Source organism: Delftia acidovorans SPH-1, from assembly GCF_000018665.1.
Classification (GTDB): domain Bacteria; phylum Pseudomonadota; class Gammaproteobacteria; order Burkholderiales; family Burkholderiaceae_C; genus Comamonas; species Comamonas acidovorans.
Map to the genome: position 1 here is coordinate 1,764,490 of NC_010002.1, position 25,526 is coordinate 1,790,015.

Annotated in this window: 19 protein-coding genes; 14 read left to right on the forward strand and 5 right to left on the reverse strand. The window is 69.7% G+C overall.

Going from position 1 to position 25,526, the window contains the following annotated elements:
• Positions 1–13: 13 nt before the first annotated feature.
• Together DACI_RS07905 and DACI_RS07910 are read left to right on the forward strand one after the other, a co-directional pair.
• A complete protein-coding gene (locus DACI_RS07905; RefSeq protein WP_012203504.1) occupies positions 14–2,263 on the forward strand; it encodes a methyl-accepting chemotaxis protein in 2,250 nt (749 codons plus the stop codon).
• 50 nt (positions 2,264–2,313) lie between these two features.
• Entirely contained in the window at positions 2,314–8,733 is a 6,420-nt protein-coding gene (locus DACI_RS07910; RefSeq protein ID WP_043780891.1) for an Hpt domain-containing protein, read from the forward strand.
• Positions 8,734–8,796: 63 nt separating this feature from the next.
• Here DACI_RS07910 and DACI_RS07915 read toward each other — a convergent pair whose 3' ends face one another.
• Entirely contained in the window at positions 8,797–10,278 is a 1,482-nt protein-coding gene (locus tag DACI_RS07915) for a cryptochrome/photolyase family protein (RefSeq protein WP_012203506.1), read from the reverse strand.
• A gap of 24 nt (positions 10,279–10,302) precedes the next feature.
• Between DACI_RS07915 and DACI_RS07920 the strand changes: the two genes are divergently transcribed.
• The 7 genes from DACI_RS07920 to DACI_RS07950 all read left to right on the forward strand — a co-directional run bounded on the left by DACI_RS07920 (position 10,303) and on the right by DACI_RS07950 (position 15,620).
• Positions 10,303–10,902 carry a YqgE/AlgH family protein gene (locus tag DACI_RS07920; RefSeq protein ID WP_012203507.1) on the forward strand — a complete coding sequence of 200 codons (600 nt, stop codon included), beginning with the start codon at positions 10,303–10,305 and terminating at the stop codon, positions 10,900–10,902.
• Positions 10,899–11,357, forward strand: coding sequence for a Holliday junction resolvase RuvX (gene ruvX / locus DACI_RS07925; RefSeq protein ID WP_012203508.1), 459 nt, complete (start codon positions 10,899–10,901; stop codon positions 11,355–11,357). Before DACI_RS07920 ends, ruvX begins: the two co-directional genes overlap by 4 nt.
• Positions 11,354–11,872: a bifunctional pyr operon transcriptional regulator/uracil phosphoribosyltransferase PyrR gene (gene pyrR / locus DACI_RS07930; protein WP_012203509.1), complete on the forward strand. Its 519-nt coding sequence runs from the start codon at positions 11,354–11,356 to the stop codon at positions 11,870–11,872. Before ruvX ends, pyrR begins: the two co-directional genes overlap by 4 nt.
• 2 nt (positions 11,873–11,874) lie before the next feature.
• Positions 11,875–12,837 (forward strand): aspartate carbamoyltransferase catalytic subunit, encoded by a 963-nt coding sequence (locus DACI_RS07935; protein WP_012203510.1) that lies wholly within the window; start codon positions 11,875–11,877, stop codon positions 12,835–12,837.
• Between the two features lie 244 nt (positions 12,838–13,081).
• A complete protein-coding gene (locus DACI_RS07940) occupies positions 13,082–14,377 on the forward strand; it encodes a dihydroorotase (protein ID WP_012203511.1) in 1,296 nt (431 codons plus the stop codon).
• Positions 14,378–14,379: 2 nt separating this feature from the next.
• Positions 14,380–15,129, forward strand: a complete 750-nt coding sequence (locus tag DACI_RS07945; protein ID WP_012203512.1) for a lysophospholipid acyltransferase family protein — start codon at positions 14,380–14,382, stop codon at positions 15,127–15,129.
• 14 nt (positions 15,130–15,143) lie between these two features.
• A complete protein-coding gene (locus tag DACI_RS07950; protein ID WP_012203513.1) occupies positions 15,144–15,620 on the forward strand; it encodes a GNAT family N-acetyltransferase in 477 nt (158 codons plus the stop codon).
• A gap of 26 nt (positions 15,621–15,646) precedes the next feature.
• On the opposite strand, the gene DACI_RS07955 is transcribed toward DACI_RS07950, so the two are convergent.
• From DACI_RS07955 to DACI_RS07970, 4 genes are all read right to left on the reverse strand, one after another.
• On the reverse strand, positions 15,647–16,033 hold the full coding sequence (locus tag DACI_RS07955) for a DUF1987 domain-containing protein (RefSeq protein WP_012203514.1): 387 nt from the start codon (positions 16,031–16,033) through the stop codon (positions 15,647–15,649).
• A gap of 37 nt (positions 16,034–16,070) precedes the next feature.
• Complete coding sequence (locus DACI_RS07960) at positions 16,071–16,703, reverse strand: DUF6272 family protein (protein WP_012203515.1); 633 nt, start codon at positions 16,701–16,703, stop codon at positions 16,071–16,073.
• Positions 16,700–18,079, reverse strand: coding sequence for a SpoIIE family protein phosphatase (locus DACI_RS07965; protein ID WP_012203516.1), 1,380 nt, complete (start codon positions 18,077–18,079; stop codon positions 16,700–16,702). The genes DACI_RS07960 and DACI_RS07965 overlap by 4 nt, the downstream gene beginning before the upstream one ends.
• Before the next feature lie 97 nt (positions 18,080–18,176).
• Positions 18,177–19,274, reverse strand: coding sequence for an ABC transporter ATP-binding protein (locus DACI_RS07970; RefSeq protein WP_043783243.1), 1,098 nt, complete (start codon positions 19,272–19,274; stop codon positions 18,177–18,179).
• Positions 19,275–19,486: 212 nt separating this feature from the next.
• Here DACI_RS07970 and DACI_RS07975 point away from each other — a divergent pair, with 212 nt between their 5' ends.
• From DACI_RS07975 to arsC, 5 genes are all read left to right on the forward strand, one after another.
• Positions 19,487–21,133 carry an ABC transporter permease gene (locus DACI_RS07975; RefSeq protein WP_012203518.1) on the forward strand — a complete coding sequence of 549 codons (1,647 nt, stop codon included), beginning with the start codon at positions 19,487–19,489 and terminating at the stop codon, positions 21,131–21,133.
• Positions 21,134–21,190: 57 nt separating this feature from the next.
• A complete protein-coding gene (locus DACI_RS07980; protein ID WP_012203519.1) occupies positions 21,191–22,099 on the forward strand; it encodes a LysR family transcriptional regulator in 909 nt (302 codons plus the stop codon).
• 111 nt (positions 22,100–22,210) lie between these two features.
• The gene (locus tag DACI_RS07985) at positions 22,211–23,596 is read left to right on the forward strand and encodes an 8-oxoguanine deaminase (protein WP_012203520.1); all 1,386 of its coding nucleotides are present in this window, start codon (positions 22,211–22,213) and stop codon (positions 23,594–23,596) included.
• 206 nt (positions 23,597–23,802) lie between these two features.
• The gene (locus DACI_RS07990) at positions 23,803–25,119 is read left to right on the forward strand and encodes a nucleobase:cation symporter-2 family protein (RefSeq protein ID WP_012203521.1); all 1,317 of its coding nucleotides are present in this window, start codon (positions 23,803–23,805) and stop codon (positions 25,117–25,119) included.
• Positions 25,120–25,150: 31 nt separating this feature from the next.
• Complete coding sequence (gene arsC / locus DACI_RS07995; RefSeq protein ID WP_043780895.1) at positions 25,151–25,519, forward strand: arsenate reductase (glutaredoxin); 369 nt, start codon at positions 25,151–25,153, stop codon at positions 25,517–25,519.
• The last annotated feature ends 7 nt before the right edge of the window (positions 25,520–25,526 follow it).

Sequence of the window (25,526 nt, forward strand, 5' to 3'; positions counted from 1 at the left end):
TGAAGGTCGTCCCATGTCATTCTTGCAACGTCTTGCAAATCGCTTCCAACGCAAGCCGGCCGACTCCGGCTCGGGCGCGGACAACAGCATGCTCGGAGACACCGTCTCCCAGGATATGTACGCACTCGATGCGTCCATGACCGTGCAGGGCGCGCCCGACGCCATGCCGGGCGACGCCGGCGCAGTCCTGGACCAGGAAACGGTGGTCCTGCCGCTGCTGGGCCGCGCGCCTGCCGCGCGCCACCAGCGCACGCTGTCCACGCTGCTGGGCGTTTCCGTGCTGGCCCTGGTGCTGGCGGCGGCATGGGCTCTGCGCCAGGCGGACGGCTCGGCGCAGCAGCTGGCCGCCACCGGCCAGGCCCTGATGCAGTCGCAGCGCCTTGCCAAGTCGGTGTCGCAGGCGCTGACCGGCGCGGCACCTTCGTTTGCGGACGTGCAAGACAGTGCGGGCGTGCTGGCGCGCAACGTGCGCGCCCTCACCTCGGGCGATGACTCCATGGGCGTGCGCCCGCTGGGCGGCGCCTACGCCGACGAGCTGGGCCAGATCATGCCGCTGATGGAGCGCGCCGAGCAAAGCGCCAAGGTGGTGATGGAGCAAAAGCAGATCCTGACCCAGGTTGGCGACGCGCTGCGCACCATCAACCGCCAGTCCTCGGACCTGCTGGAGATCGCCGAAACCATCTCCTCGCTCAAGCTGCAGCAGGGCGCCAGCCCCGCCGAGATCTCGGCCGCAGGCCAGCTGGTGATGTTGACCCAGCGTATCGGCAAGTCGGCCAACGAATTCCAGACCGCCGAAGGCGTGAGCCCCGAGGCCGTGTTCCTGCTGGGCAAGGACTTGAACTCGTTCAAGGAAATCTCCGAAAGCCTGCTGGGCGGCAGCAGCGAACTGCGCCTGCCCCCCACGCGCGACGCCCAGACCCGCGAGCAGATCGAGGCACTGATCAAGCTCTACGAAGAGACCCGCACCGAGGCCAGCGCCATTCTGGGCAACCTGCAGGGCCTGGTCTCCGCCCGCGAGGCACAGACTGCCATCAACGCCGACAGCGAACCGCTGCGCCGCCAGCTGGAAGACCTGCAGACCAAGCTGCAAAGCGGCGCCGGCATCGGCTCGCTGCCCATGGGTCTGCTGGCCCTGGCCACCGTGCTGGTGCTGCTGTGCGGTGTGGGTCTGTCCCGCGTGCAGCTGCTCGACAGCCGTCTGCGCCAGGAAGCTGCCGAACGCCGCCAGGAAGAGTCGCGCGTGCAGGAGCATGAAGCCAAGCGCATCAACGACGCCAACCAGGCCGCCATTTTGCGTTTGATGAACGAGTTGCAGTCGGTGGCCGAGGGCGATCTGACGCAGGAAGCCACCGTGACCGAGGACATCACCGGCGCCATCGCCGACTCGGTGAACTACACGGTGGAAGAGTTGCGCGCACTGGTGGGCAGCGTGCAGAACACGGCAACGCGCGTGGCGCAGACCACGGCCGAGGTGGATGCCAACTCCACCGAGCTGCTGGCCGCATCGACCGAACAGCTGCGCGAGATCCGCGAAACCGGCCGCTCCGTGCTGGACATGGCCGGCCGCATCAACGAGGTCTCCACCCAGGCGCAGGAATCTGCCCAGGTGGCGCGCCAGTCGCTGGAAGCTGCGGACCTGGGCCTGAAGGCCGTGCAGAACGCCATCGGCGGCATGAACTCCATCCGCGACCAGATCCAGGAAACCTCCAAGCGCATCAAGCGGCTGGGCGAATCCTCGCAGGAGATCGGCGAAATCACCGAGCTGATTTCCGACATTACCGAGCAGACCAACGTGCTGGCGCTGAACGCCGCCATCCAGGCCGCATCGGCCGGTGAAGCCGGTCGCGGCTTCTCGGTGGTGGCCGAAGAAGTGCAGCGCCTGGCCGAACGCTCGGCCGACGCGACGCGCCAGATCGCGGCGCTGGTGAAGGCGATTCAGACCGACACCCAGGATGCCGTGGCCGCCATGGAGCGCTCCACCCAGGGTGTGGTCGAGGGGGCCCGCCTGTCCGACTCCGCCGGCACCGCGCTGACCGAGATCGACTCCGTGTCGCGCCATCTGGCCGAGCTGATCGAGCTGATCTCCTCGTCCACCTCGCGCGAAGCCGTTCTGGCCAACGACGTGGCCGAGAACATCCAGCACATTTTCGCGGTGACCGAGCAGACGGGCGAAGGCACGCGCACCACGGCACAGCAGGTGCGCGAACTCTCGCACATGGCCGAGGAACTGCGCCAGTCGGTGGCGCGTTTCAAGATTGCCTGACCCGGTCCAACATAGCTATGCACAGGCCCTAGGGGCTTGGGGAACTGTCCATGTCAGTGGTTGACGAATCGCAAACGGGCGCGGCGCAGGCCGCGCACACCGAACAGGACCTGGGCCCGCTGGCCTGGGTGCTCGATGAGCTGCGCAAGTCGCTGGAAGGGGCGAGCAAGGCGGTGGCCCGTTTCGTGCGCGATGCCGATGCGGCACGCGCCTCGGACCTTGAGGAACTTGACACCTCGGCCCTGCGCATCGCCCGCCAGCAACTGCACCAGGCCTGCGGCGCCCTCGAAATGGTGGGCCTGGGCTCTCCGGCCCTGGTGCTGCGCGGCATGGAAAGCGCCGTGCAGCGCTTTGTGCAGCGCCCCGAGCTGTGCACCGACCAGGCTGCCGCCACGCTGGAGCGCGCCAGCTTCGCACTCATCGAATACCTGGAAACCGTGCTGGCCGGCAAGACCGTCTCGGCCGTGGCCCTGTTTCCCCAATACCGTGACACCCAGGCGCTGGCCGGCAATGACAAGGTGCATCCGGCCGACCTGTGGCCTGCCGAGCGCCGCGCGCGCGAGCCCGAGTGGGCGCGCCAGCCCGAGCCGCTGGCCTACGGCCCCGATGCCCGGGCCCTGCTCGACGGCGTGGTGCTGCGCATGGTCAAGAGCGACGACCGCGAGGCCGCCGCCCAGATGCGCGACCTGTGCCTGCGCTTTGCCGTGGGCCAGACCGAGGATGTCACCGCGCGCAGCTTCTGGAAGGTGGCGGCCGGCTTCTTCGACGCGCAGTCGCGCGGGATGATCGTGGTCGACCTGTACGTCAAGCGCATGGCCTCGCGCGTGCTCATGCAGTACGCGGCCATGGCCAAGGGCGACCGCACGCCGCCTGCGCGGCTGCTGCAGGACCTGCTGTTCTTCTGCGCCCAGGCCCGCCCTGCCGAGCAGGCTGGCGCCGCCCTGCAGGCGGTGCGCCAGGCCTACGGCATGCAGGCCCAGCCCCAGGTGGACTACCAGCAGACACGCTTTGGCCGCTACGACCCGGCGGTGCTGGTGCAGGCGCGCAAGCGCATCACCACGGCAGCCGATACCTGGTCCGCCCTTGCCGGCGGCGACCGTGCCCGCACCAAGACCGTGGTGGACCAGTTCGCCCAGGTGGCCGAATCCCTGGTCAAGCTGCACCCGGCCAGCCATGGCCTGGCGCGCATGCTGATCAAGGTGGCCGAAACCGTGGCCCGCATCGGCGAGCCGCCACCGGCCGAACTGGCCATGGAAGTGGCCACCTCCGTGCTCTACCTGCAGGCGGCCTTTGCCACCATGGACATGGGCGACGAGGAACTGGCCGAGCAGTCCGCCAACCTGGTCCAGCGCCTGGAGGAATCCCTGCAGGGCGCGCCCGCGCGTCCGCTGGAGCCCTGGATGGAGGAGCTGTACCGCCAGGCCAGCGACCACCAGACCATGGGCTCGGTCGTGGGCGAGCTGCGTGCCACGCTGGCCGAGGCCGAGCGGCACCTGGACCAGTATTTCCGCAATCCTGCCGATGCCACCGTGCTGGCACCCGTCTCGGGCCAGATGGCGCAGATGCGCGGCGTGCTGTCCGTGCTGGGCCTGGACCAGGCCACGCAGGCCATGCAGCGCATGCGCGAGACCGTGGAACGGCTGGTGCTGGGTGAGATCGACGACGCAGAGCGTCCGCAGGTGTTCGAGAAACTGGGCAACAGCCTGGGCGCCATGGGCTTTCTGATCGACATGCTGAGCTACCAGCGCAGCATGGCGCGCAAGCTCTTCGTCTATGACGAGGCCGAAGGCGGCCTGCGCATCCTCATGGGCCGTCGCGGCCACCGGGCCGATGATGCGGGCAAGGCGCCCGAGCAACTGCCCGCCCTGGATACCGCCGCCGTGCCGCCGCAGCGCGAAGCCGTTGCCGTGGCCCAGCCGCTGCCCGTGCCGCAGGACGCCATCGCCGAGCCGCAATTTGCCGCGCCCTCCACGCCGCCCCCGCCGCCCCCGCCGCCCCCGGCTCCCGTGGACATCGCGACCGAGCCGCTGGCGCAGCCCGCGGCCGCCGAGCAGGACGCGCTGGCCGATGCCGCGGAACTGGCGCAATTCGCCAAGGCCCTCGAAGCGCCGGCCGAGCCGGTCTTCCAGCTGGATCAGTCCCTGGCCGAGCCAGAGCCCGCAGCCGAATCTGCGCCTGAAACCGTCTCTGCATCCGTGTCCGAGCCCGTGCCCGTGCCCCCGCCGGCCGGCCTGTCGGTCTCGGAAGAAGACTCGGACGACGAACTGCTGGGCATCTTCCTGGAAGAGGCCCGCGAGGTGGTGGACAACGGCCTGCAGGCCCTGCGCGCCCTGGCCGACGAGCCGGGCAACCTCAGCGAGCAGACCACGCTGCGCCGCGCCTTCCATACGCTCAAGGGCAGTTCGCGCATGGTGGGCCTGGATGAATTCGGCGAAGCCGGCTGGGCCATGGAGCAGATGCTCAACGCCTGGCTGGCCGAGCAAAAGTCCATGCCCCAGCCCATGCAGGAGCTGGCCAGCGATGCGCTGCGCGCCTTTGGCGCCTGGGCCTCGGCCATAGAGCGCCACCAGGCCGACGCCTGGCAGGCCACGCCTTTCCGCGCTGCGGCCGATGCCATGCGCCTGGAAGGCCTGCGCGCCGACGTGGCCCTGGTGCCGCGCACACCGCGTGCCGAGCCCCTCGCACAGCCCGAACCCGAACTCGAGCCCGCACCCGCACCCGCCGCAATCGAGGAATTCGCGCCCGTGGCCCAGGAGCCGCAGGCAGAACACCTGGATGCGCCCGAGCAGGCCACGCCCGCCCAGCCCGTCCAGCCCTCTGGCGAGCTGGACTTTGCGCTGGACTTCGACCTGCTGGAGCCGGACCCCCAGCCTTCGGCCGCCGCGCCGCAGGAGTCGCTGGAGACACTGACGCCGCAAGCCGCCGAGGCGCCTGCCGAACTGGCCACCGACGCCGTCGAGGAACTGGACTTTGCGGCCTTCGAAGCCGCCATGCGCGACAGCGAGCAGGAGGCCCTGGCCGTCGTCGCGGGCGACCCGCCCGCGCTGCCCGAGGCCGCCGCCATCGAAGCCGAAGCCATCGAAGCCGAAGCCATCGAGGCCGAAGCTGGAACTGAAACTGAAGCACCGCAAGCCGCCGTGCCCCTGGCGCCTTTCGAAGGGCTGGACCTGGATCTGGGCCTGACACCGGCAGCGGCACCCGCCGAAGCGATCGAGATGATCGCGGTGCCAGAAACGGTTGAGGCGGTCGAAGCGGTCGAAGCGCCAGAAACGGTTGAAGCGGTTGAAGCATCCGACGCAGTCGAGCTGGTCAAGGCGCCCGAGGTGCCCGAGGCAGAGACCCCGCAGGCCGAAGAGTCCGGCGACGAGGATCTGTCCGGCATCGACGCCGATGGCTTCAAGATCGTGGATGGCCTGCGCATCAGCGCGCCGCTGTACAACGTCTACCTCAACGAGGCCGACGAATGGTCGCGCCGCCTGGACCTGACGCTGCAGCAATGGGCGACCGAGCCCGGCGAGCCCGTGCCCGACGACGCCGTCGCCTTTGCGCATTCGCTGGCCGGAAGCTCGGCCACCGTGGGCTTCAAGGCCTTGTCGGACCTGGCGCGCCTGCTGGAACATACGCTGACCCATCTGCAGCCGCAGCGCTGTGGCACGCCCGACCAGGTTGCCGCCTGCGTGGCGGCCTCCGACGAAGTGCAGCGCCTGCTGCACCAGTTCGCCGCCGGTTTCCTCAAGACGCCCCAGCCGGGCGTGGAAGAAGCCCTGCAGGCGCTGCTGGCGCTGGACATCGAGGCCGCAGACGCGCCGGACAGCCGCCTGGACGCGCTGGAGCAGCTGGACCAACTGGACCAACTGGAGCCTCAGGACGCCAGCGATGGCACGGACGCCGTGCTCGACGCCGGTGCCCAGGCGCAGACACCGTCGGTGGCGCCCCTGGCCTACTCCATGCGCCCCCTGGTCAACGATGCGCGCCACGAAGCCGAGCTGCAGCGCCGCATCGACGAGGCCATCGCCCATGCCGTGGCCGTGGGCAGCGACCTGGACGATGACATCGATGCGCTGGACGAGGTCGATCCCGACCTGTTCCCCATCTTCGAGGAAGAGGCCATCGAGCTGCTGCCCCGCCTGGGCGCCGCGCTGCGCCGCTGGCATGGCCGGCCCTCGCTGGACGAGGCGCGCCACGAAACCCTGCGCGCCCTGCACACGCTCAAGGGCAGTGCCCGGCTGGCGGGCGCCATGCGCCTGGGCGAGATGGCCCACCGCCTTGAATCTGCCGTGGAGCGGGTCGATGGCGAATCTCCGACCGCCGAGCAGATCGAGCCCTTGCTGGGCAGCTTCGACGCGCTGCAGGCCGGCTTCGACGTGCTGCGCGTGGCCGGTGAGCAGGCGCAGGAAGCGCCGCTGGACCTGGGCGATGAAATCTCCCACGACGAGCCCGCAGCGGCTGCGGCCTCCGACGCATCGGCAGCGGCTGGATCACCGGCGGCTGCGGCCCCTGTGCCAGCGCCTGTCACTGCGCCGCTGCGCGCCGGTGCCCAGCAGACGGTGCGCGTGCGCGCCCAATTGCTGGACCGCCTGATCAGCCAGGCTGGCGAGGTGCTGATTGCGCGCTCGCGTGTCGATGCGCGCCTGGCCCAGGCCCGTGGCTCGTTGGACGAGCTGGCCGGCAACCTGGAGCGCCTGCGCATGCAGCTGCGCGACATCGAGGTCCAGGCCGAGAGCCAGATGCAGTCGCGCCTGGCCCTGTCCAAGGACTCGGCCGTGGGCTTCGACCCGCTGGAGTTCGACCGCTTCACGCGCGTGCAGGAACTCACCCGCATGATGGCCGAGTCGGTCAACGACGTGGCCACCGTGCAGCGCAACCTGCAGCGCGACATGGCTGGCGCCGAGGACGACCTGGTCGCCCAGGGCCGCCAGGCCCGCGAGTTGCAGCGCGACCTGCTGCGCACGCGCATGGTGGAGTTCGACTCCCTGGCCGAGCGCCTGTACGCCGTGGTCCGCCAGACCTCCAAGGAGATGGGCAAGCAGGTGCGGCTGAACATCCTGGGCGGCACCATTGAAATGGACCGGGGCATGCTGGACCGCATGATGCCGGCCTTCGAGCACTTGCTGCGCAACTGCGTGGCCCACGGCATCGAGTCGCCCGAGCAGCGTGCCGCCGCAGGCAAGCCCGCCATGGGAACCATTGAAATCATCCTGAGCCAGGAGCGCAACGACGTGGCGCTGTCGGTGGAGGACGATGGCGCCGGCCTGAACCTGCAGCGCATCCGCGACAAGGCCGTGGCCCAGGGCCTGTGGCCCGAGGACCAGACGCTGACGGAGCAGGACGCCGGCCGCCTGATCTTCGAGCCCGGCTTCACCACGGCCACCGAGGTGACCGGCGTGGCCGGGCGCGGCATCGGCATGGACGTGGTGCGCTCCGAAGTCAACGCGCTGGGCGGCCGCATCGAAACCCACAGCGAGGCGGGCCGGGGCAGTGCCTTCCGCCTCGTGCTGCCGCTGACGACCGCCGTCACCCAGGTGGTCATGCTGCGCGCGGGCCAGTTGCTGGTCGGCGTGCCCGCCAGCCTGGTGGAAATCGTGCGCCGCGCGCCGCTGGAGCTGCTGCAGCAGGCCTATGCCAGCCACAGCTTCGAAGACGGCAGCGAGACCCTGCCTTTCTACTGGGCCGGCGCGCTGTGGCAGTCCTCGCTGCGCAGCGAGGAAACCGTGGGCCGCACCCGGCCCGTGGTCATCCTGCGCAGCGCGGCGCAGCGCATTGCGCTGCACGTGGACGAAGTGCTGGGCAACCAGGAAGTGGTGATCAAGAACCTCGGCCCCCAGCTGGCCCGCCTGCCCGGCCTGACCGGCATGTCGGTGCTGGCCTCGGGCGCCGTGGTGCAGATCTACAACCCCGTGGCGCTGGCCAACGTCTATGGCGACGAGGTGCGCGCCCGGACCGAAGAGGCCGAGCGCGCCGCAGGCCAAGGCGACGGCGAAACCGTGCTGGCCAGCGCAGGGCCGGCCTCGGTGCCGCTGGTGCTGGTGGTGGACGACTCCATCACCGTGCGCCGCGTCACCCAGCGCCTGCTGCAGCGCGAAGGCTACCGCGTGGCCCTGGCGGCCGACGGCCTGCAGGCCATGGAGCGCCTGGCCGAGGAACGCCCGACCCTGGTGCTGTCCGACATCGAGATGCCGCGCATGGACGGCTTCGACCTTCTGCGCAACATCCGCGCCGACGAGGCCCTGCGCGACCTGCCCGTGGTCATGATCACCTCGCGCATCGCCCAGAAGCACCGCGAGATGGCGCGCCAGCTGGGCGCCAACCACTACCTGGGCAAGCCCTACTCGGACGAGGAACTGCTGGGCCTGATCCAGCACTACTCCCTGCAGGGCGGCAGCATCAGCGGCGGCCCGCTGGCGCCGCAGTCGCTGCAGGCGCAGCAGGCGCTGCAGGCGGATAGCGAGCCCCTGGGCGAAGGGGCCTGAAGGCTGGTGGCCTGAACAAAAAAGAGCAGCATCCGCTGCTCTTTTTTTATTCCAGCAGGTTTTTCAGCTGGCCTGCTTGACCACGCCGTAGCGGGCCAGCGTGCGCTCGCGCGCGGCTGCGTGGTCCACCACGGGATGGGGGTAGTCCGTGCCCAGCACCACGCCGGCCTCGGCCAGCTCCAGCGGCCGGGCCTGCCAGGGCGCGTGGCGCAGCGCGGCGGGCAGGCGGGCCAGCTCGGGCACGTAGCGCTCGATGAAGCGCGCGTCGGCATCGAACTTCTGGCTTTGCGTGACGGGGTTGAAGATGCGGAACCAGGGCTGGGCGTCGCAGCCCGTGGAGGCCGCCCACTGCCAGCCGCCGTTGTTGGCCGCCAGGTCGAAGTCGTTGAGCTGGCGCGCAAACCAGGCCTCGCCCCGGCGCCAGTCTATGCCCAGATCCTTGACCAGGAAGCTGGCCGCCACCATGCGCAGCCGGTTGTGCATATAGCCCGTGGTGTTGAGCTGGCGCATGGCGGCATCGACCAGCGGATAGCCGGTGCGGCCCTCGCACCAGGCGGCGTACAGCGCGTCGGCCTCGGGGCCGGTATCCCACACGATGGCGTCGTAGGCGGGCTTGAAGCTGGCGTGCACCACGTGCGGATGGTGGGCCAGGATCTGGAAATAGAAGTCGCGCCAGATCAGCTCGGACAGCCAGGTGGCGGCGCCCTCGGCATCATGGGGCTGGCTCTGCGTCTGCTCCCAGGCCAGCCTTGCCAGGCGGCGGATGGAGACCGTGCCAAAGCGCAGGTGCACGCTCAGGTAGCTGGGTCCCTTGACGGCGGGAAAGTCGCGCGCCTGCTTGTAGCGCGGCAGGCGCGGCAGAAAGTCGGCCAGCAGTTCCTCGGCGCCAGCGCAGCCCGTGGGAAGGCGCAGGCCGTCCAGCGTGCCGGCTTCGAAGCCCAGGTCGGCTGCGGTGGGCACGGGGCGGCGTTCGCCTTCGGGGCGCGGGGCCAGGCGCTCGGGCAGGTCGCGCTCGCTGGGATAGGCGGACAGGAAGAAGGGTGTGATCTGGCGCAGCCAGGCGTTCTTGTACGGGGTGAACACCGAGAACGGCGCGCCGGCCTGGGTCAGCACCTCGTCGCGCGCAAAGACCATGTGGTCCTTGAAGCTGTGCAGGGCCACGCCCTCGGCGGCCAGGGCCTGGCGCACGCGGGTGTCGCGGGCCAGGGCGTCGGGCTCGTCGTCCCAGTTGCAGAACACGGCCTGGGCGCCGAGCTGCCGGGCCAGGTCCGGGATCTGCTCTGCGGGCTGGCCGCGGCGCACGATGAGGCCGGTGTCGGCGCGGCCCGAGGCCTGGCGCAGCGCATCGTCCAGCCCGCTCAGGCTCTGGCAGATGAACTCCACGCGCCGGTCTGCACAGGGCAGGGGGGCGAGGATGTCGTCGTCGAAGATGAACACGCAATGCACCTGCCTGCACTGGCGCAGCGCGTGGTAGAGAGCGGCATGGTCGGCCAGGCGCAGGTCGCGCCGCAGCCAGACCAAGCCCACAGGGTAAGAAGGTGGCATGGATCGCCGGTAAAATCCGTGGTTATGTCTGCTGAAACTGCGCCTATCAATCTGACGCACCACTTCCTGATTGCCATGCCTGGCCTGGAAGACGAAGCGTTCTCGCGCAGTGTGATCTACCTGTGCGAACACAGCGAGCGCGGTGCGCTCGGTCTGATTATCAACAAGCCCTCGCAGCTTACGCTGGAAGGCTTGCTGGAAAAGGTGGATCTGGCCCTGGGCCGCGAGGACCTTCGCGGCAACCGTGTCTTCAACGGCGGGCCCGTGCAGACCGATCGCGGCTTTGTGCTGCACGATCCCATGGTCATCGAAGGCGCGCCCGACGACGAGTCCGCCTACGCCTCGACCATGACCATCCCCGGCGGCCTGGAGATGACCACCTCCAAGGACGTGCTCGAAGCCCTGTCCGACGGCGCAGGCCCCAAGCGCCTGCTGGTCACCCTGGGCTACGCGTCCTGGGGCGAGGGGCAGCTGGAGTCGGAGCTGGCCGAAAACGCCTGGCTCACGGTGGGCGCCGACGCCAACGTCATCTTCGACACCCCGGTCGACGACCGCTATGACCGCGCCCTGGGCCTGCTGGGCCTGCAGCGCTGGATGATCTCGCCCGAGGCGGGGCGCGCATGAGCCTGCCCGCTCCCGAGTCCCAGGCAGCAGCGGCAGCCGGCACGGCCGTGCCGCCCACCGTTCCCTCCCATTTCCAGAGTTTCGTGGCCTTCGACTTCGGGGCCAAGCGCACGGGCTGCGCCGTGGGCACGCGCATGCTGCGCTCGGCCAACCCGCTGCCCACCATCCGCGCCGAGGCCGGCGAGGCCCGCCTGGCCCAGGCCGGCGAGCGCATCAAGGAGTGGCAGCCCGATGCGCTGGTCATCGGCGTGCCCTACCACCCCGACGGCAATGCGCACGAGAACACGGCGCGGGCGAAGAAATTCGGCCGCCAGCTCAAGAGCCGCTTCGGCCTGCCTGTCTACGAGGTGGACGAGCGCTACAGCACCACCGAGGCCCTGGCCGGTGGCGCAAGGGATGCCGATGCGGCCTCGGCCTGCATCATTCTTGAACAGTTTTTGAGGAGTCTTCCATGAGTGAAACCATTGCGGGAGCCGGCAGCCTGGTGCTGGACGCCGAGGCCCTGTACCGCGAACTGCTGCGCGGCGTGCGCAGCCTCATGGGGCCTGAAACCCGCCTGGCCGGCATCACCTCGGGCGGCGCCTGGCTGGTGGAGCGGCTGCACAAGGACCTGAACCTGCCCGGCAACCCCAGCGTGCTGTCCTCGGCCCTGCACCGCGACGACTTCGCGCAGCGCGGCATGGCCACCAGCGCCCAGACGCAGATCGACTTTGACGTCAACGGCGCCGACATCCTGGTGCTGGACGACGTGCTCTACACCGGCCGCACCGTGCGCGCCGTGCTCAACGAACTCTATGACTACGGCCGCCCGGCCTGCGTGCGCCTGGCGGTGCTGGTGGACCGGGGCGGGCGCGAGTTGCCCTTCCAGGCCGACTTTGCCGCCGCGCGCATCGCGCTGCCGGCCGACCGCCTGCTGTCGCTGGCGCGCGATGACGCCGGCGTCTTCCAATTCCGCATCCAAGAGGCCTGACCGTGCTGTACAAGCGCAATCCCCAGCTCAACAAGAACGGCGAACTGATCCACCTGCTGTCCACCGAAGGACTGTCCAAGGACATCCTCACCCACATCCTGGACACGGCGGCCAACTTCGTCAGCGTCAATGACCGCGAGGTCAAGAAGGTGCCGCTGCTGCGCGGCAAGAGCGTGTTCAACCTGTTCTTCGAGAACAGCACGCGCACGCGCACCACGTTCGAGATCGCGGCCAAGCGCCTGTCGGCCGACGTGTTCAACCTGGACATCGCGCGCAGCTCGGCCAGCAAGGGCGAGTCGTTGCTGGACACCATCGCCAACCTCTCGGCCATGGCCGCCGACATCTTCGTCGTGCGCCACAGCGAGTCGGGTGCGCCCTACCTCATCGCCCAGCATGTGGCGCCCCATGTCCACGTGGTCAATGCCGGCGACGGCCGCCACGCCCACCCCACGCAGGGGCTGCTGGACATGTACACCATCCGCCACTACAAGAAGGACTTCGCCAACCTGCGCGTGGCCATCGTGGGCGATGTGCTGCACTCGCGCGTGGCGCGCTCCGACATCCATGCGCTGACCACGCTGGGCGCGGCCGAAGTGCGCGTCGTCGGCCCGCGCACCCTGGTGCCGCCGGACCTGGCGCAGATGGGCGTGCGCGTCTTCCACACGCTGGAAGAGGGCATCCGGGACTGCGACGTGATCATCATGCTGCGCCTGCAGAACGAGCGCATGAGCGGCGCCCTGCTGCCGTCCAGCCAGGAATACTTCAAGAGCTTCGGCCTCACGGCCGAGAAGCTGCGCCTGGCCAAGCCGGACGCCATCGTCATGCACCCGGGCCCCATCAACCGCGGCGTGGAGATCGACTCCGAAGTGGTCGATGGCCCGCAGGCCGTGATCCTGTCGCAGGTGTCCTTCGGCATCGCGGTCCGCATGGCCGTCATGTCCATCGTCGCCGGCAACGAGGCTTGAAATGAAGCACCCCCTGAGCGACTGCGTCGCTTCCCCCTCTCTCGCTACGCGGGAGGGGGGCGTACGGGCAGCCGGCGACGCCCTCGCTGCAGGGCGGCCTTTGCTCGGCGTCCCTGAGATGGGCCGTGCTTTTTCCATGCCCGGTGTCCTGGACTGAGTCCAGGCGCTTTTTGTGAATGCAAATGTTTTTGATCGCCGCAGGCCGCAGCCCATGCGCCGCCTGCGGTCTACGGGGTAGCAAACCATGAAGATACTCATCCGCAACGGCCGAGTGATGGACCCGGCACGGGGCCTGGACCAGCAGGCCGACGTGGCCATCGATGGCGGCAAGGTGCTGGCCATCGGCAAGGCGCCCGAGGGATTTGCCGCAGAACGCGAGATCGATGCGGCCGGCTGCTGGGTGCTGCCGGGCCTGGTCGATCTGGCCGTGCGCCTGCGCGAGCCCGGCCACGAGCACGAAGGCATGCTGCAGTCCGAGATGGCTGCATCGGTGGCCGGTGGCGTGACCAGCCTGGTCTGCCCGCCCGACACCGACCCCGTGCTCGACGAGCAGGGCCTGGTGGAGATGCTCAAGTTCCGCGCCGAGAAGCTGCACCAGTCGCGCCTGTTCCCGCTGGGCGCGCTGACGCTGGGCCTCAAGGGCGAAGTGCTGACCGAGATGGCCGAGCTGACCGAGTCCGGCTGCATCGGCTTCAGCCAGGCCGAAGTGCCCATGACCAGCACCCAGACCCTGCAGCGCGCGCTGGCGTATGCGGCCACCTACGGCTACACCGTGTGGCTGCGCCCGCAGGAGCTGTACCTGGGCAAGGGCGTGGCCGCCAGCGGCCCGCTGGCCACGCGCATGGGCCTGTCCGGCGTGCCCGTGGCGGCCGAGACGATTGCCCTGCACACCATCTTCGAGCTGATGCGCGGCACCCAGGCGCGCGTGCACCTGTGCCGCCTGTCCAGCGCCGCAGGCGTGGAACTGGTGCGCCGTGCCAAGGCCGAAGGCCTGCAGGTCACGGCCGATGTGTCCATCAACTCGCTGCACCTGACCGATACCGATATCGGCTACTTCGACAGCAGCGCGCGCGTCACGCCCCCGCTGCGCCAGCAACGCGACCGCGATGCGCTGTCTGCCGCGCTGGCCGATGGCACCATCGACGCCCTGGTCTCCGACCACACGCCCGTCGATGAAGACGCCAAGGTCCTGCCCTTTGCCGAGGCCGAGCCCGGCGCCACGGGCGTGGAGCTGCTGCTGTCGCTGGCCGTCAAGTGGGCGCAGGAAAGCGGTGTGCCCCTGAGCCGCGCACTGGCCGCGATCACGGCATCGCCCGTGCAGGTGCTGGGATCGGCGCTGGGCGAGCTGCAGGAGCAACTGGGCCGTCTGGCCGAGGGCGGCGTGGCCGACCTGTGCATCGTCGATCCGCAGGCGGCCTGGACCGTGAAGCCCCAGGAACTGGCCAGCCAGGGCAAGAGCACGCCCTTCGGCGGCTACGAGCTGCCGGCCCGTGTGCGCTGCACGCTGGTCGATGGCCGCGTGGCATTCGAACGCCGCTGAACATGAGCCGTCTGCGCAGGGGAGGGCGCGCCACGCTGCGCGCAGCGCGCCTGTTCGGCCATGTGTGCAAGGGCCTGTGGATCGTGGCCCTGCGCTTTCCGCAGCTGCCCGAGGCGCGCCAGCACGCCCATGTGCAGGCCTGGGCCCTGCAGTTGCTGGCCCATGCGGGCGTGCGCCTGGAGATCCAGGGCGAGCCGCCGCGCCAGGGCCCCATGCTCATGGTCAGCAACCATATTTCCTGGCTCGACATTCCCGTGCTGCATGCGGCGCGGCACTGCCGCTTCATCTCCAAGTCCGACGTCAAGGGCTGGCCGCTGATCGGCACGCTGGCCACGGCGGCGGGCACGCTGTACATCGAGCGCACCTCGCGCCGCGATGCCCGGCGCATGGTGCAGAGCATGGAGGAATCCCTGCAGCGCCGCGAGATCCTGGCCATCTTCCCCGAAGGCACGACGGGCGACGGCCGCAAGCTGCTGCCCTTTCATGCCAACCTGCTGCAGGCGGCCGTGCAGATCGATGCGCCCGTGCTGCCCGTGGGCCTGCGCTTCATCGACGGCGCCACAGGGCAGATCAGCCATGCACCCAGCTACGAGGGCGACGAAACCCTGCTGGGCTCCATCTGGCGCACGCTGTGCGCCGACGACCTGGTGGCCGTCGTCCACTATGGGCAGCCGCAGACGGCCGAAGGCCGTGACCGCCGCGTCTGGGCCCAGGACCTGCATGCCGAGGTGGACCGGCTGCGCCAGGCCTGAACGCTGCCAGCGATATGACAGACACCCTCACGCTCCGGCCCTCGCGGCCTGATGACCTTCCCGCCCTGAACGCCGTTCTCTGGGCCACCTACGACAGCACCTGGAAGCCCCAGCTGACGGCGGACAAGCATGCGCAGTTCTGTGCCTCCGGCAAGACCGCGCAGTACGTGCAGTCGCGCGGCCACCTGTTCTGGGTGGCCGAATGCGATGGCGTGGTCGCCGGCTTCGTGGACTGGGTGGATGACTTCATCGGCGCCCTGCATGTGCTGCCGGCCTGGCAGGGGCGCGGCGTGGGCCGTGCGCTGCTGGCCCATGCCGAGCAGGCTCTGCGCGCCGACGGCCGCGCCCAGGTGCGCCTGGAGACCGACAGCTTCAACACCCAGGCCCTGGGCTTTTACACGGCACAGGGCTACGCCACGCTGGACACCTATCCCGACGAGGAATGGGACTGCGGCCTGACCACGGTGCTCATGGGCAAGCCGCTGGCCTGAAAGGCCAGGGCGGAGCAGGCCCGCCCTCAGTTGCTGTAGGGCTGTCGCTCCAGCACCAGGTTGGCGAAGTCCTCCACCAGGTCGGCGCCCAGTTCCTCGATGGCGTCGTCTTCCTCGTCGAAGGCCCAGAGCACGCGGATGTCCGTGCCCTTGCTGCCTGCATGGTCGAGCAGCTCGAACAGCGAGCGCAGCCCCATGGTCGATGCGCTGTTGATGTACTGCAGCTTCACCTCGGCCACGAAGCGTGCGGGCTGGCTGGCCTCGAAGTACTGGCCCAGCATGGCCAGCAGGGGGTTGAAGAAGGGCAGGGGGTTTTCGGGATAGCACTCGCCTTCGATGCGCAAAAGCTGCTCGGCCGGCGAGAAGACCACTTCGGGCGTGACGGAAGTGCGTTCGGATTTCAGTGCTTGCATGGCGGCGTCATTCGGATTCGGGAAGGGGTCCCGGCGCTCAGATCAGCGCCTTGACGTGGAACACGGCATGGGGCGCGGTATCTGCGGCGTCCTCTCCCGTGGCGATGTGGTACTGCAGCGGTGCCGAGGCGTCGCGCGCAATGGTCAGCCAGCCCAGGCCCGCGCCGCGGCTGATGTCATCGCTGGCGCCGTGGTCGGTGTTGTGCAGCTGGGCCTTGTAGGCGGCCTTGATTTCGGGGTGGCTCATGGCGCGCACGGCATCCAGCTTGGCGGCCAGGCGCGGCACATGTTCGCGGCGCACGGCGTTGCTGCAGGCAATCCAGAAGCGCGCCTGTGCCTGATCGGCCTCCGCGTCCGGGGCACCGGCCGGTGCATCGATGCGGCCCACGCCGATGGCGCCCTGCGCCACGGGTTCGCCGAGTGCCTGGCTGGCTCCGGCGTCAGAGGCAGGCAGCGGCGCCGCGTAGTGCAGCACGTTCTGCGCCATTTCGATGAAGGTGGAAAACAGCTTGCGCTTGGCGCTGCTGGATCCGTCCTCGCTGGCCAGCCGGCACTTGAGCGTGTCGGCCGCCGCCTGGATCACGTTGGGGTTGAAGGTGCCCGCGTAGTACAGCAGCAGGCCGTTGTGCTCGGCCTGGGCGCGCAGGTGCGCGAATTCGGACGGGCTCATGGCTGCAGGGCCTGGTTGCGCCACACCAGCAGCGAGACATCGTCGCGGCGGCGCTGCGTGCCCTGCCACTGGGCAAAGGCCTGCCGGAATTCGGCGCATGCCTGGGCGGCGGGGCGGTCGTGCTGCTCGTGCAGGAAGCGCGCCAGGCGCTTTCTGCCGTGGGCGATCTGGCGCGGGCCGCCCAATTGGTCGATGACGCCATCGGTGGCCACCATCAGCAGCGAGCCGGGCGCGACCTCCAGCTCCTGCGTGCTCCAGGCCGCGTCGTCGGGCGTGGTCGCATAGCCTATGCCCAGCTTGTCGCCGGCATGGATCTGCACCTGGGCCGCCTCCTGCGCGCCGGGCGGCGCCACCAGCAGGTCCAGCCGGGCCGAGGCAAAGCGCAGTTGCGTGCCGCAGGGCGACTGCAGGAACAGCGCGGCGTCCAGGCCGTCGCTGGAGGATTTTTCGGCGGGCAGGCCATCGGCGGGCGCTGCCGGTGCGCCCCAGGCGGGCTGGACGTCGCGGCTGCGCTGCTGCAGCACGCGCTTGATGTAGCGGTTCATCTGGCCCAGCAGGGCGCCGGGGTCGATGACGGCGCCGGTGCCGGTGCCGATACCTGCAGGCGCCACGGCCTGTTCGAGAAAGGACAGCGCAATCAGCGTCATGAAGGCGCCCGGCACGCCGTGGCCCGTGCAGTCGAACATGCAGCCCAGCAGGCCCTGCGGTGTGGCGCGGAAGAAATACGCATCGCCGCCCACCACGTCGCGCGGCTCCCACAGCAGGCCGTGGTCGGCCAGCTGGCTGGCGAGCACGCGGTCGGATTCGACCAGGTGCGAGCGCTGGATCAGGCTGGCGTAGTCGATGCTGGCCATGAGCTGGCGCGTCTTGTCGGCCTCGATGTCGGACATGGCGGCCATCAGCGCGTGGCCCGTGCCTATGCCTGCGTAGCGGCCTTCCTCCACGGTGATGAAGCCGTCCTTGAGCACGCGGCTGCCGCTGGCCAGCGCCTGCTGCACCAGCTGGTCGATGGGCAGGCCGGCCGCCACCACCATGGGCGCAGTGTCGGTGAATACCAGGCAGCTGCGGCGGCCGAACACGTCGCGCGCAAAGGGCCGCGCGTACTGCTCCATGAAGCGCTGGCGGTTGATCAGGCCCAGCGGCCGGTCATCGGCCACCACGGCCAGGGTTTCGAGCAGGGGCTGCTCGCTGAACAGCCGGTGCACATCCTCGTTGCTGGCCTCGGGGGGGATCGGTGCCGTGGGCTGGCTGAGCTGGCCTGCACGGGCCACAAGGCGCGGCGCGGCGGGCGCCGGGGCCAGCGCGGGAACGGGTGCAGGGTCAGGTAGCTGATCCGCTGCAGGGTGCTGCGTGGAGGAGGGGTCCAGAGCAAACATGGGGTGGCCTTGAATTGTCACAAGATGTGACTGATTCTGGGTTCCACCCGTGACCGTCGAATGACAAAGCCCGGACGGCGCGGCGGACGCCGCTGGTTCAGGCTGCAGCGGACTGCGGGGCGCCCTGTGTTTCTCGCGGGAAGGCGACCACGTGATTCATGTCGAGCCGGATTCCCACCCACTCGCCCACGGCATGGTCGTGGTGGCTGGGCACATGGGCCATCACGCTGTGGCCGCTGGCCAGCTCCAGCGTGTAGAGGAACTCCGAGCCGCGAAACGCCTTGCGCAGGATGCGTGCCTGCACGGGCGAGGCATCGTCGTGCACCACATCGTCGGCGCGCAGCAGCACATCGCATTCGCCCCCCGGAAACTGCGCAGGCAGCGGGCAGGTGGCCGGATCGACCAGATCGCCCAGCGCCGTGCGCGCCACCACGCCGCCGGCCCCCGACTGCGCCAGCGTGGCCGGCACGAAGACGCCGTGGCCGATGAAGTCCGCCACGAAGCGCGTGGCAGGGCGGTGGTACAGCGAATAGGCATCGTCCCACTGCTGCAGCTGCCCCTGGTGGACCACGCCGATCATGTCGCCAATGGCAAAGGCCTCCAGCTGGTCGTGCGTGACGAACAGGGCCGTGGCGCCTGCGGCCTTGAGGATGCCGCGCACCTCATGCGCCAGGCGCTCGCGCAGGTCCACGTCGAGGTTGGAGAAGGGCTCGTCCAGCAGCATCAGCTGCGGGCTGGGCGCCAGCGCGCGGGCCAGCGCCACGCGCTGCTGCTGGCCGCCCGACAGCTCGTGCGGAAACCTCCCTGCACTGCCGGCCAGGCCCACCAGCTCCAGCACCTCGGCCACGCGCTCGGCCTGGCGTGCCTTGGGAAGATGGTGGATGCCGAAGGCCACGTTGCGGCCCACGTTCAGATGGGGGAACAGCGCATAGTCCTGGAACACCATGCCGATGCGCCGCTGCTCGGGAGGGAGCGAGAAATCCGCGCTGCCCACGAGCTGGCCGTCGATGCGGATCTCGCCGCCGCTCACGGGCTCCAGGCCCGCCACGGCACGCAGCAGCGTGGTCTTGCCGCAGCCCGAGGGGCCGATGAGCACGCCGATGTCGCCAGCGGCCAGATTCAGCGTGACGCCCTGCACGGCGGGCCTGTCGCGGCCCGGGTAGCGCACCTCGAGTTGGGAGACGGTCAAAAACATGCGGCGATTGTAGAACCGCGCAAATGAATAGAATTCGCATTTGCATTGGCGGGCCAGGGGCATGCCCGGAGCCCGCCGACTCCAGCAGCCTGCAGGCACGTCCGGTCTCGGCGGCACATCGGCCCACAGGCCGGCGGCAGCCGCAGATCCCGGCCCGTTCCATAGCCCGGCAGCCAGATCCTCCCCCTCATCCTCTAGCCGAGACCTCCGCTTTGCGCCGTCTGTCGTCCGTACTCCGCTCCCTTCCCCTGCTCCTGCTGGCCCTGGTGCTGATGCTGCCCGTGCTGGCCGTGCTCGGCTCCTGGCTGCCCGTGGGGCAGGGCGATGCCCTGGCCGGCTCCATCCTGCGCGAGATGGCGGCCACCGTGCTGCCCGGCTACCTGTGGACCACGGTCTGGCTGGGCCTGCTGGTGGCGCTGGGCGCGGCCATCGTGGGCACGGGCACGGCGGCGGCCGTGACGCTGTTCGACTTCCGGGGCCGGCGCCAGCTCGAATGGCTGCTGCTGCTGCCGCTGGCCATGCCGGCCTATGTCACGGCCTATGCCTATACCGACTTCCTGCAGTTCAGCGGTCCGCTGCAGACCTGGATGCGCGACACCTATGGCCTGGAAGGCCGTCTCCTGCCCGAGGTGCGCAGCCTCGGCGGCGCGGTCTGGGTCTTCATCTTCTCGCTCTACCCGTATGTCTACCTGCTGGCGCGCACGGCGCTGGGCGAGCGCGCCGCGCACCTGATGGAGGCCGCGCGCCTGATGGGCGCGCCGCTGTCGCGGCGCATCTGGTCGGTGGCGCTGCCGCTGGCGCGCCCGGCCGTGGCCGCTGGCGTGGCCCTGGTGGTGATGGAGACGCTGGCCGACTTCGGCGTGGTCAGCTACTTCGGCATACAGACCTTCACCACGGGCATCTACAAGGCCTGGCTGTCCATGGACAACCGCATTGCAGCCGCGCAGCTGGCCACCTTCCTGCTGGTGCTGGTCGTGCTGCTGCTGCAGCTGGAGCTGCGCGCCCAGCGGCGCATGCGCTTCGTCACCGGCAGCACGGGCCGCGCCAGCTCGGCCGAGGCGCAGCCGCTGCGCCTGCGCGGCTGGCGCTGCGCGCTGGCCTGGCTGGTGTGCCTGCTGCCCGTGCTCATGGGCTTTGTCGCGCCCGTGTTCTTCATGCTGCGCCCGCTGGCGGCCGACTGGTCGGTGCTGCCCTGGGACCGCTTCCTCGACTGGGCGCTCAACAGCGTGCGCCTGGGCACCATCACCTCGGTGCTGGCCGTCATCATCGCCGTGGCCCTGGCGTTTGCCGTGCGCCGCCACAAGGAGTCGGCCGTCACGCGCGGCGTGGTGCAACTGGCCAGCCTGGGCTATGCGGTGCCGGGCGCCGTCGTCGTCGTCGGCCTGCTGCTGCCCGTGGGCTGGGTGCAGCAGGTGCGGCCCGAATGGGGCTTTGCCGGCCTGGTCACGGCCACCGCCGTGGGCATTGTCTGGGCCTACCTGGTGCGCTTTTGCGCCGTGGCCCTGCAGTCCATGCAAAGCGGCTATGCGCGCATCGCGCCCAGCCTGGACGACTCGGCCCGCATGCTGGGCACGGGCGCCTGGGGCATGCTGTCGCGCGTGCACTGGCCGCTGCTCAGGCGCTCCACGGCGGCGGCGGCGCTGCTGGTCTTCGTCGATGTGATGAAGGAGCTGCCCGCCACCATGGTGCTGCGCCCCTTCAACAGCGACACCCTGGCCGTCGTGGCCTACCAGCTCGCGCGCGACGAACGCCTGGGCGAGGCCGCCCTGCCGTCGCTGGCCCTGGTGCTGGTGGGCCTGATCCCCGTGATCATGCTCAGCCGCACGCTGCGCGCCGAGCGCCCGGGCACGGCCCGCTGAGCCTGCGCTGCCGGGTGCTGCAAAGCGCGGCCCGGCAAACCCCGCTACGCTCGCGCCATGCACGCCAGAGTCCTGCGCTATCTCGACGAAGTGGTCCGCCGCGGTTCCATCCGCAAGGCGGCCGAACATCTGCACGTGGCCCCCACGGCCGTCAACCGCCAGATCCTCGACCTGGAGGCCGAGCTGGGCACGCCCCTGTTCGAGCGCATCCACAAGCGCCTGCGCCTCACCCCGACGGGCGAGATGGTGCTGGCCCATGTGCGCGCCACGCTGCGCGAGCATGCGGCGCTGCGCGAGCGCATTGCCGAACTGCAGGGCGCGCGCAGCGGCGAGATCACCGTGGCCGCGACCACGGGGCTGGCCGGCTCGCTGCTGCCCTCGCTGGTGCATGAATTCCGCCAGCGCCACCCGGGCATCGTGGTGCGCATCATCGACCTGCCCCTGAGCGACATCGCGGCCGCCGTGGAAGGCGGCGACGCCGACCTGGGCCTGGCCTACGACCTGTCCGAACGCCCCGCGCTGCGCGCGCTGGCCACCAGCGAATGGCAGATCGGCGCCATCGTGCCGCCCCGGCATGCGCTGGCGCGCCAATCGTCCGTGCTGCTCAGCGAGTGCATAGGCCATCCGCTCATCCTGCCCGCGCCGCCGCTGTCCATCCGCAGCCTGCTGGACGAAGCCTTTGCGCGCAACGCCATCGAGGTCACGCCGGTGGCCGAGTCCACCTCCATGGCGCTGATCCAGCGCCTGGTCATGCTGGGCGAGGGCATTGCCCTGCTCAATCCGCTGGACGTGATGGAGGAGCGCAGCCGCAATGCCCTGGTCTTCGTGCCTTTGCGCGATGCGCATCTGCGGCGGCAGACGCTGGTGCTGACCGGCCGGGCAAGGGGGCAGTTGAGCGCGGCGGGGGAGCTGATGGCCCAGTCCATCGGCCAGGCGCTGGCAAGGCTGTTTGCCGGGGGGCGGTGAGTCTTTGGCACTGTCCACTTTTTGTGGACACATCGGGCGGAATTCAGCGCTATCGGCAATGGCTTGTCCTTCCTAGACTGGCGGCTTTTCCATTTCGAAGAAGAGAACGCCATGACCTTGATCGCACTGAACGCCGATGTACTCGTCACCATGGATGCGCAGCGCCGCGAGATCCGCGACGGCGCCCTGGTGGCCGACGGCCCGGCCGTGCAATGGGTGGGCGCCACGGCCGAGCTGCCGCCGCAGTACCGCCGCATGGTGGACGACGGCACGGCCCAGGTGCTGGACATGCGCGGCCGCGTGGTCATGCCGGGCCTGGTCAACACGCACCACCACATGTACCAGAGCCTCACGCGCGCCGTTCCGGCCGCGCAGGATGCGGAGCTGTTCTCGTGGCTCACCAACCTGTACATGCTGTGGTCGCACCTCACGCCGGAGATGATCCACGTCTCCACCCAGACCGCCATGGCCGAGCTGATGCTGTCGGGCTGCACCACCACCAGCGACCACCTGTACCTGTATCCGAATGGCGCTCGGCTGGACGACTCCATCGCCGCGGCGCAGCAGATGGGCATGCGCTTTCATGCGGCGCGCGGCTCCATGAGCCTGGGCCGCAGCAAGGGCGGCCTGCCGCCCGACGCGGTGGTGGAGGAAGAGGAAGCCATCCTGCGCGACAGCCTGCGCCTGATCCAGCAGTACCACGACAGCGCACGCCACTCCATGCTGCGCGTGGTGCTGGCGCCGTGCTCGCCGTTCTCGGTGACGCGCGAGCTGATGCGCGAGTCCGCCGTGCTGGCGCGTGCGCACGGCGTGTCGCTGCACACCCACTTGGCCGAGAACGACAACGACGTCGCCTTCTCGCGCGAGAAATTCGGCCTCACTCCCGCGCAGTACGCCGAAAGCCTGGGCTGGGTCGGCCCCGATGTCTGGCATGCCCACTGCGTCAAGCTCGATGCCGAGGGCATTGCGCTGTTCGCGCGCACGGGCACGGGCGTGGCGCATTGCCCGTGCTCCAACATGCGCCTGGCCTCGGGCATTGCACCCGTGCGCACCATGCGCGATGCGGGCGTGCCCGTGGGCCTGGGCGTGGACGGCAGCGCCTCCAACGACGGCGCCCACATGCTGGGCGAGGCGCGCCAGGCCCTGCTGCTGCAGCGCGTGGGCCACGGCCCTGCCGCCATGGGCGCGCGCGAGGCGCTGGAGATCGCCACGCTGGGCGGCGCGCGCGTGCTGGGGCGCGACGACATCGGCGCGCTGGCGCCGGGCATGTCGGCCGACTTCGTGGCCTTCGACATGTCGGGCGTGGGCTACGCGGGCGCAGGCCATGACCCTGTGGCCGCGCTGGTGTTCTGCACGCCCACCGACGTGTCCACCAGCGTCATCAACGGCCGCGTCGTGGTCCGCGACGGCCACCTGCTCACGGCCGACCTGCCGCGCGTGCTGACACGCCACCGCGAACTGGCCCGCACGCTGTTCGAGCGCGCAGCGGGCCACTGACATATCCCTGCAGCGCGGCAGGCCGGCACCCAGGCCATCGCGGGTGCTGGCCTGCCGCGCTGCGCCATTCCCCCGAAGCATCTCCAGGAGGCTCGAAGACCCGGACAGCACTTTCAGGACCCCCACCCTTTTCCGGCACCACCGCCCCGACATACATACAAGCGCCTCTGAAGAGGCCAACGGCCAGGACACAAGGAGACAAGACAATGGAACAACTGCTTTACAAGGTGGAAGACCGTCCGCCAATGCTCATCACCACGGTCCTTCTGTCGCTGCAGCACCTGCTGGCGGCGCTGGGCGGCATCATCGCCGTGCCCCTGGTCTTCGGCGGGGCGCTCAAGCTGCCGGCCGACCAGATCGTGGCGCTGGTGAATGCAGCGCTGCTGGGTTCGGGCGTGGTCACCATCGTCCAGTGCAGGGGGGTGGGGCCCGTGGGCATACGGCTGCCCTGCGTCATGGGCACAAGCTTCGCCTTCGTGGGCGCGGGCATCAGCGTGGGGCTGGAGCATGGCGTGGCCGGCATCCTGGGCTCCTCGCTGGTAGGGTCGCTGGTGATGATCGTGGGCAGCTACTTCATGCCCGTGATCCGCCGCTTCTTTCCGCACACCGTGACCAGCGTGGTCGTGACCATGATCGGCCTGTCGCTGACCCCCGTCGCCGTGGACTGGGCTGCGGGCGGCGTGGGCCGCAGCGACTACGGCGCGATCGGCCACCTGGCCATCGCCGGCTTCGTGCTGGTGCTGGTGATCGGCTTCGTGCAGTGGGGCAGGGGCATCGTCTCTGCCTCGGCCGTGGTGCTGGGCATCGCCTGCGGCTATGTGCTGTGCCTGGCGCTGGGCCTGATCGACTTCACCCAGGTGAGCGAGGCCGCGGTCTTCGCCATCCCGCAGCCGCTGACCTTCGGCATGACGTTCCCGGTGGCCGGCATCGTCGCCATGTCCATCGCCTTTCTGGTGACCATCGTCGAGACCACGGGCACCTTCATGGCCCTGGGTGCGGCCACGCAGACGCGCATCGACGGCAAGCGCCTGTCCAGCGGCATGCTGTGCGACGGCGTGGGCTCGGCCTTCGCCGCCGTGATGTCCAGCCCTCCGCTGTCCACCTTCGCCCAGAACGTGGGCGTGGTCTCGCTGACCGGCGTGGCCAGCCGCCACGTGGTCATGCTGACGGGCGTCATGCTGCTGCTGGCCGGACTCTTTCCCGTGCTGGGCGCACTGGTGGTGACGATTCCGCAGCCCGTGCTCGGCGGCGCGGGGCTGATGATGTTTGCCATGATCATTTCGGCCGGCATCCGCATGCTCAGCGGCGCCGAGCACTCGCGGCGCGCCAGCCTGATCATCGCGGTCTCGCTGGGCTGCGGCCTGGCGGTCACGGTGCGCCCGGACCTGCTGTCCCGCATGCCTGCCTTCGTGCGCGAAGTCTTCGGCTCGGGCATCACCGTCGGCGCCCTGGTCGCTGTGGGGCTGAACCTGCTGCTGCCCGGCCGCGAGGTCGATGCCCATCCCGAGGAAGCCGTGGCCTGATGCGCATTTTCATGGGCCTACACTGCGGCCCATGAACACCACCGCACCCCGCACCGACATCACCATCTACCACAACAACCGCTGCAGCAACTCGCGCGGCGCGCTGGCCCTGCTGCGCGACAACGGCGTGGAGCCGACCATCGTCGACTACATCGCCCAGCCCCTGGACGCTGCGCAACTGCAGGCCCTGGTCCGGCGGCTGGGCGTGCCCGTGCGCGAGCTGCTGCGCAGCAAGGAAGCCGTCTTCGCCGAGCTGGGCCTGGGCGATGCATCCGTCAGCGATGCGCAGCTCATCGCCGCCGTGGCCGAGCACCCCGTGCTGCTCAACCGCCCCATCGTCGTCACCCCCAAGGGCGCGGCGCTGTGCCGCCCGCCGGAGAAGGTGCTGGCGCTGATCTGAGATGCAC

Coding starts and splice junctions, on each gene's coding strand:
- DACI_RS07905 (WP_012203504.1), top strand. CDS start 14: ATGTCATTCTTGCAACGTCTTGCAAATCGCTTCCAACGCAAGCCGGCC.
- DACI_RS07910 (WP_043780891.1), top strand. CDS start 2,314: ATGTCAGTGGTTGACGAATCGCAAACGGGCGCGGCGCAGGCCGCGCAC.
- DACI_RS07915 (WP_012203506.1), bottom strand. CDS start 10,278: ATGCCACCTTCTTACCCTGTGGGCTTGGTCTGGCTGCGGCGCGACCTG.
- DACI_RS07920 (WP_012203507.1), top strand. CDS start 10,303: ATGTCTGCTGAAACTGCGCCTATCAATCTGACGCACCACTTCCTGATT.
- ruvX (WP_012203508.1), top strand. CDS start 10,899: ATGAGCCTGCCCGCTCCCGAGTCCCAGGCAGCAGCGGCAGCCGGCACG.
- pyrR (WP_012203509.1), top strand. CDS start 11,354: ATGAGTGAAACCATTGCGGGAGCCGGCAGCCTGGTGCTGGACGCCGAG.
- DACI_RS07940 (WP_012203511.1), top strand. CDS start 13,082: ATGAAGATACTCATCCGCAACGGCCGAGTGATGGACCCGGCACGGGGC.
- DACI_RS07945 (WP_012203512.1), top strand. CDS start 14,380: ATGAGCCGTCTGCGCAGGGGAGGGCGCGCCACGCTGCGCGCAGCGCGC.
- DACI_RS07950 (WP_012203513.1), top strand. CDS start 15,144: ATGACAGACACCCTCACGCTCCGGCCCTCGCGGCCTGATGACCTTCCC.
- DACI_RS07955 (WP_012203514.1), bottom strand. CDS start 16,033: ATGCAAGCACTGAAATCCGAACGCACTTCCGTCACGCCCGAAGTGGTC.
- DACI_RS07960 (WP_012203515.1), bottom strand. CDS start 16,703: ATGAGCCCGTCCGAATTCGCGCACCTGCGCGCCCAGGCCGAGCACAAC.
- DACI_RS07965 (WP_012203516.1), bottom strand. CDS start 18,079: ATGTTTGCTCTGGACCCCTCCTCCACGCAGCACCCTGCAGCGGATCAG.
- DACI_RS07970 (WP_043783243.1), bottom strand. CDS start 19,274: ATGTTTTTGACCGTCTCCCAACTCGAGGTGCGCTACCCGGGCCGCGAC.
- DACI_RS07980 (WP_012203519.1), top strand. CDS start 21,191: ATGCACGCCAGAGTCCTGCGCTATCTCGACGAAGTGGTCCGCCGCGGT.
- DACI_RS07985 (WP_012203520.1), top strand. CDS start 22,211: ATGACCTTGATCGCACTGAACGCCGATGTACTCGTCACCATGGATGCG.
- DACI_RS07990 (WP_012203521.1), top strand. CDS start 23,803: ATGGAACAACTGCTTTACAAGGTGGAAGACCGTCCGCCAATGCTCATC.
- arsC (WP_043780895.1), top strand. CDS start 25,151: ATGAACACCACCGCACCCCGCACCGACATCACCATCTACCACAACAAC.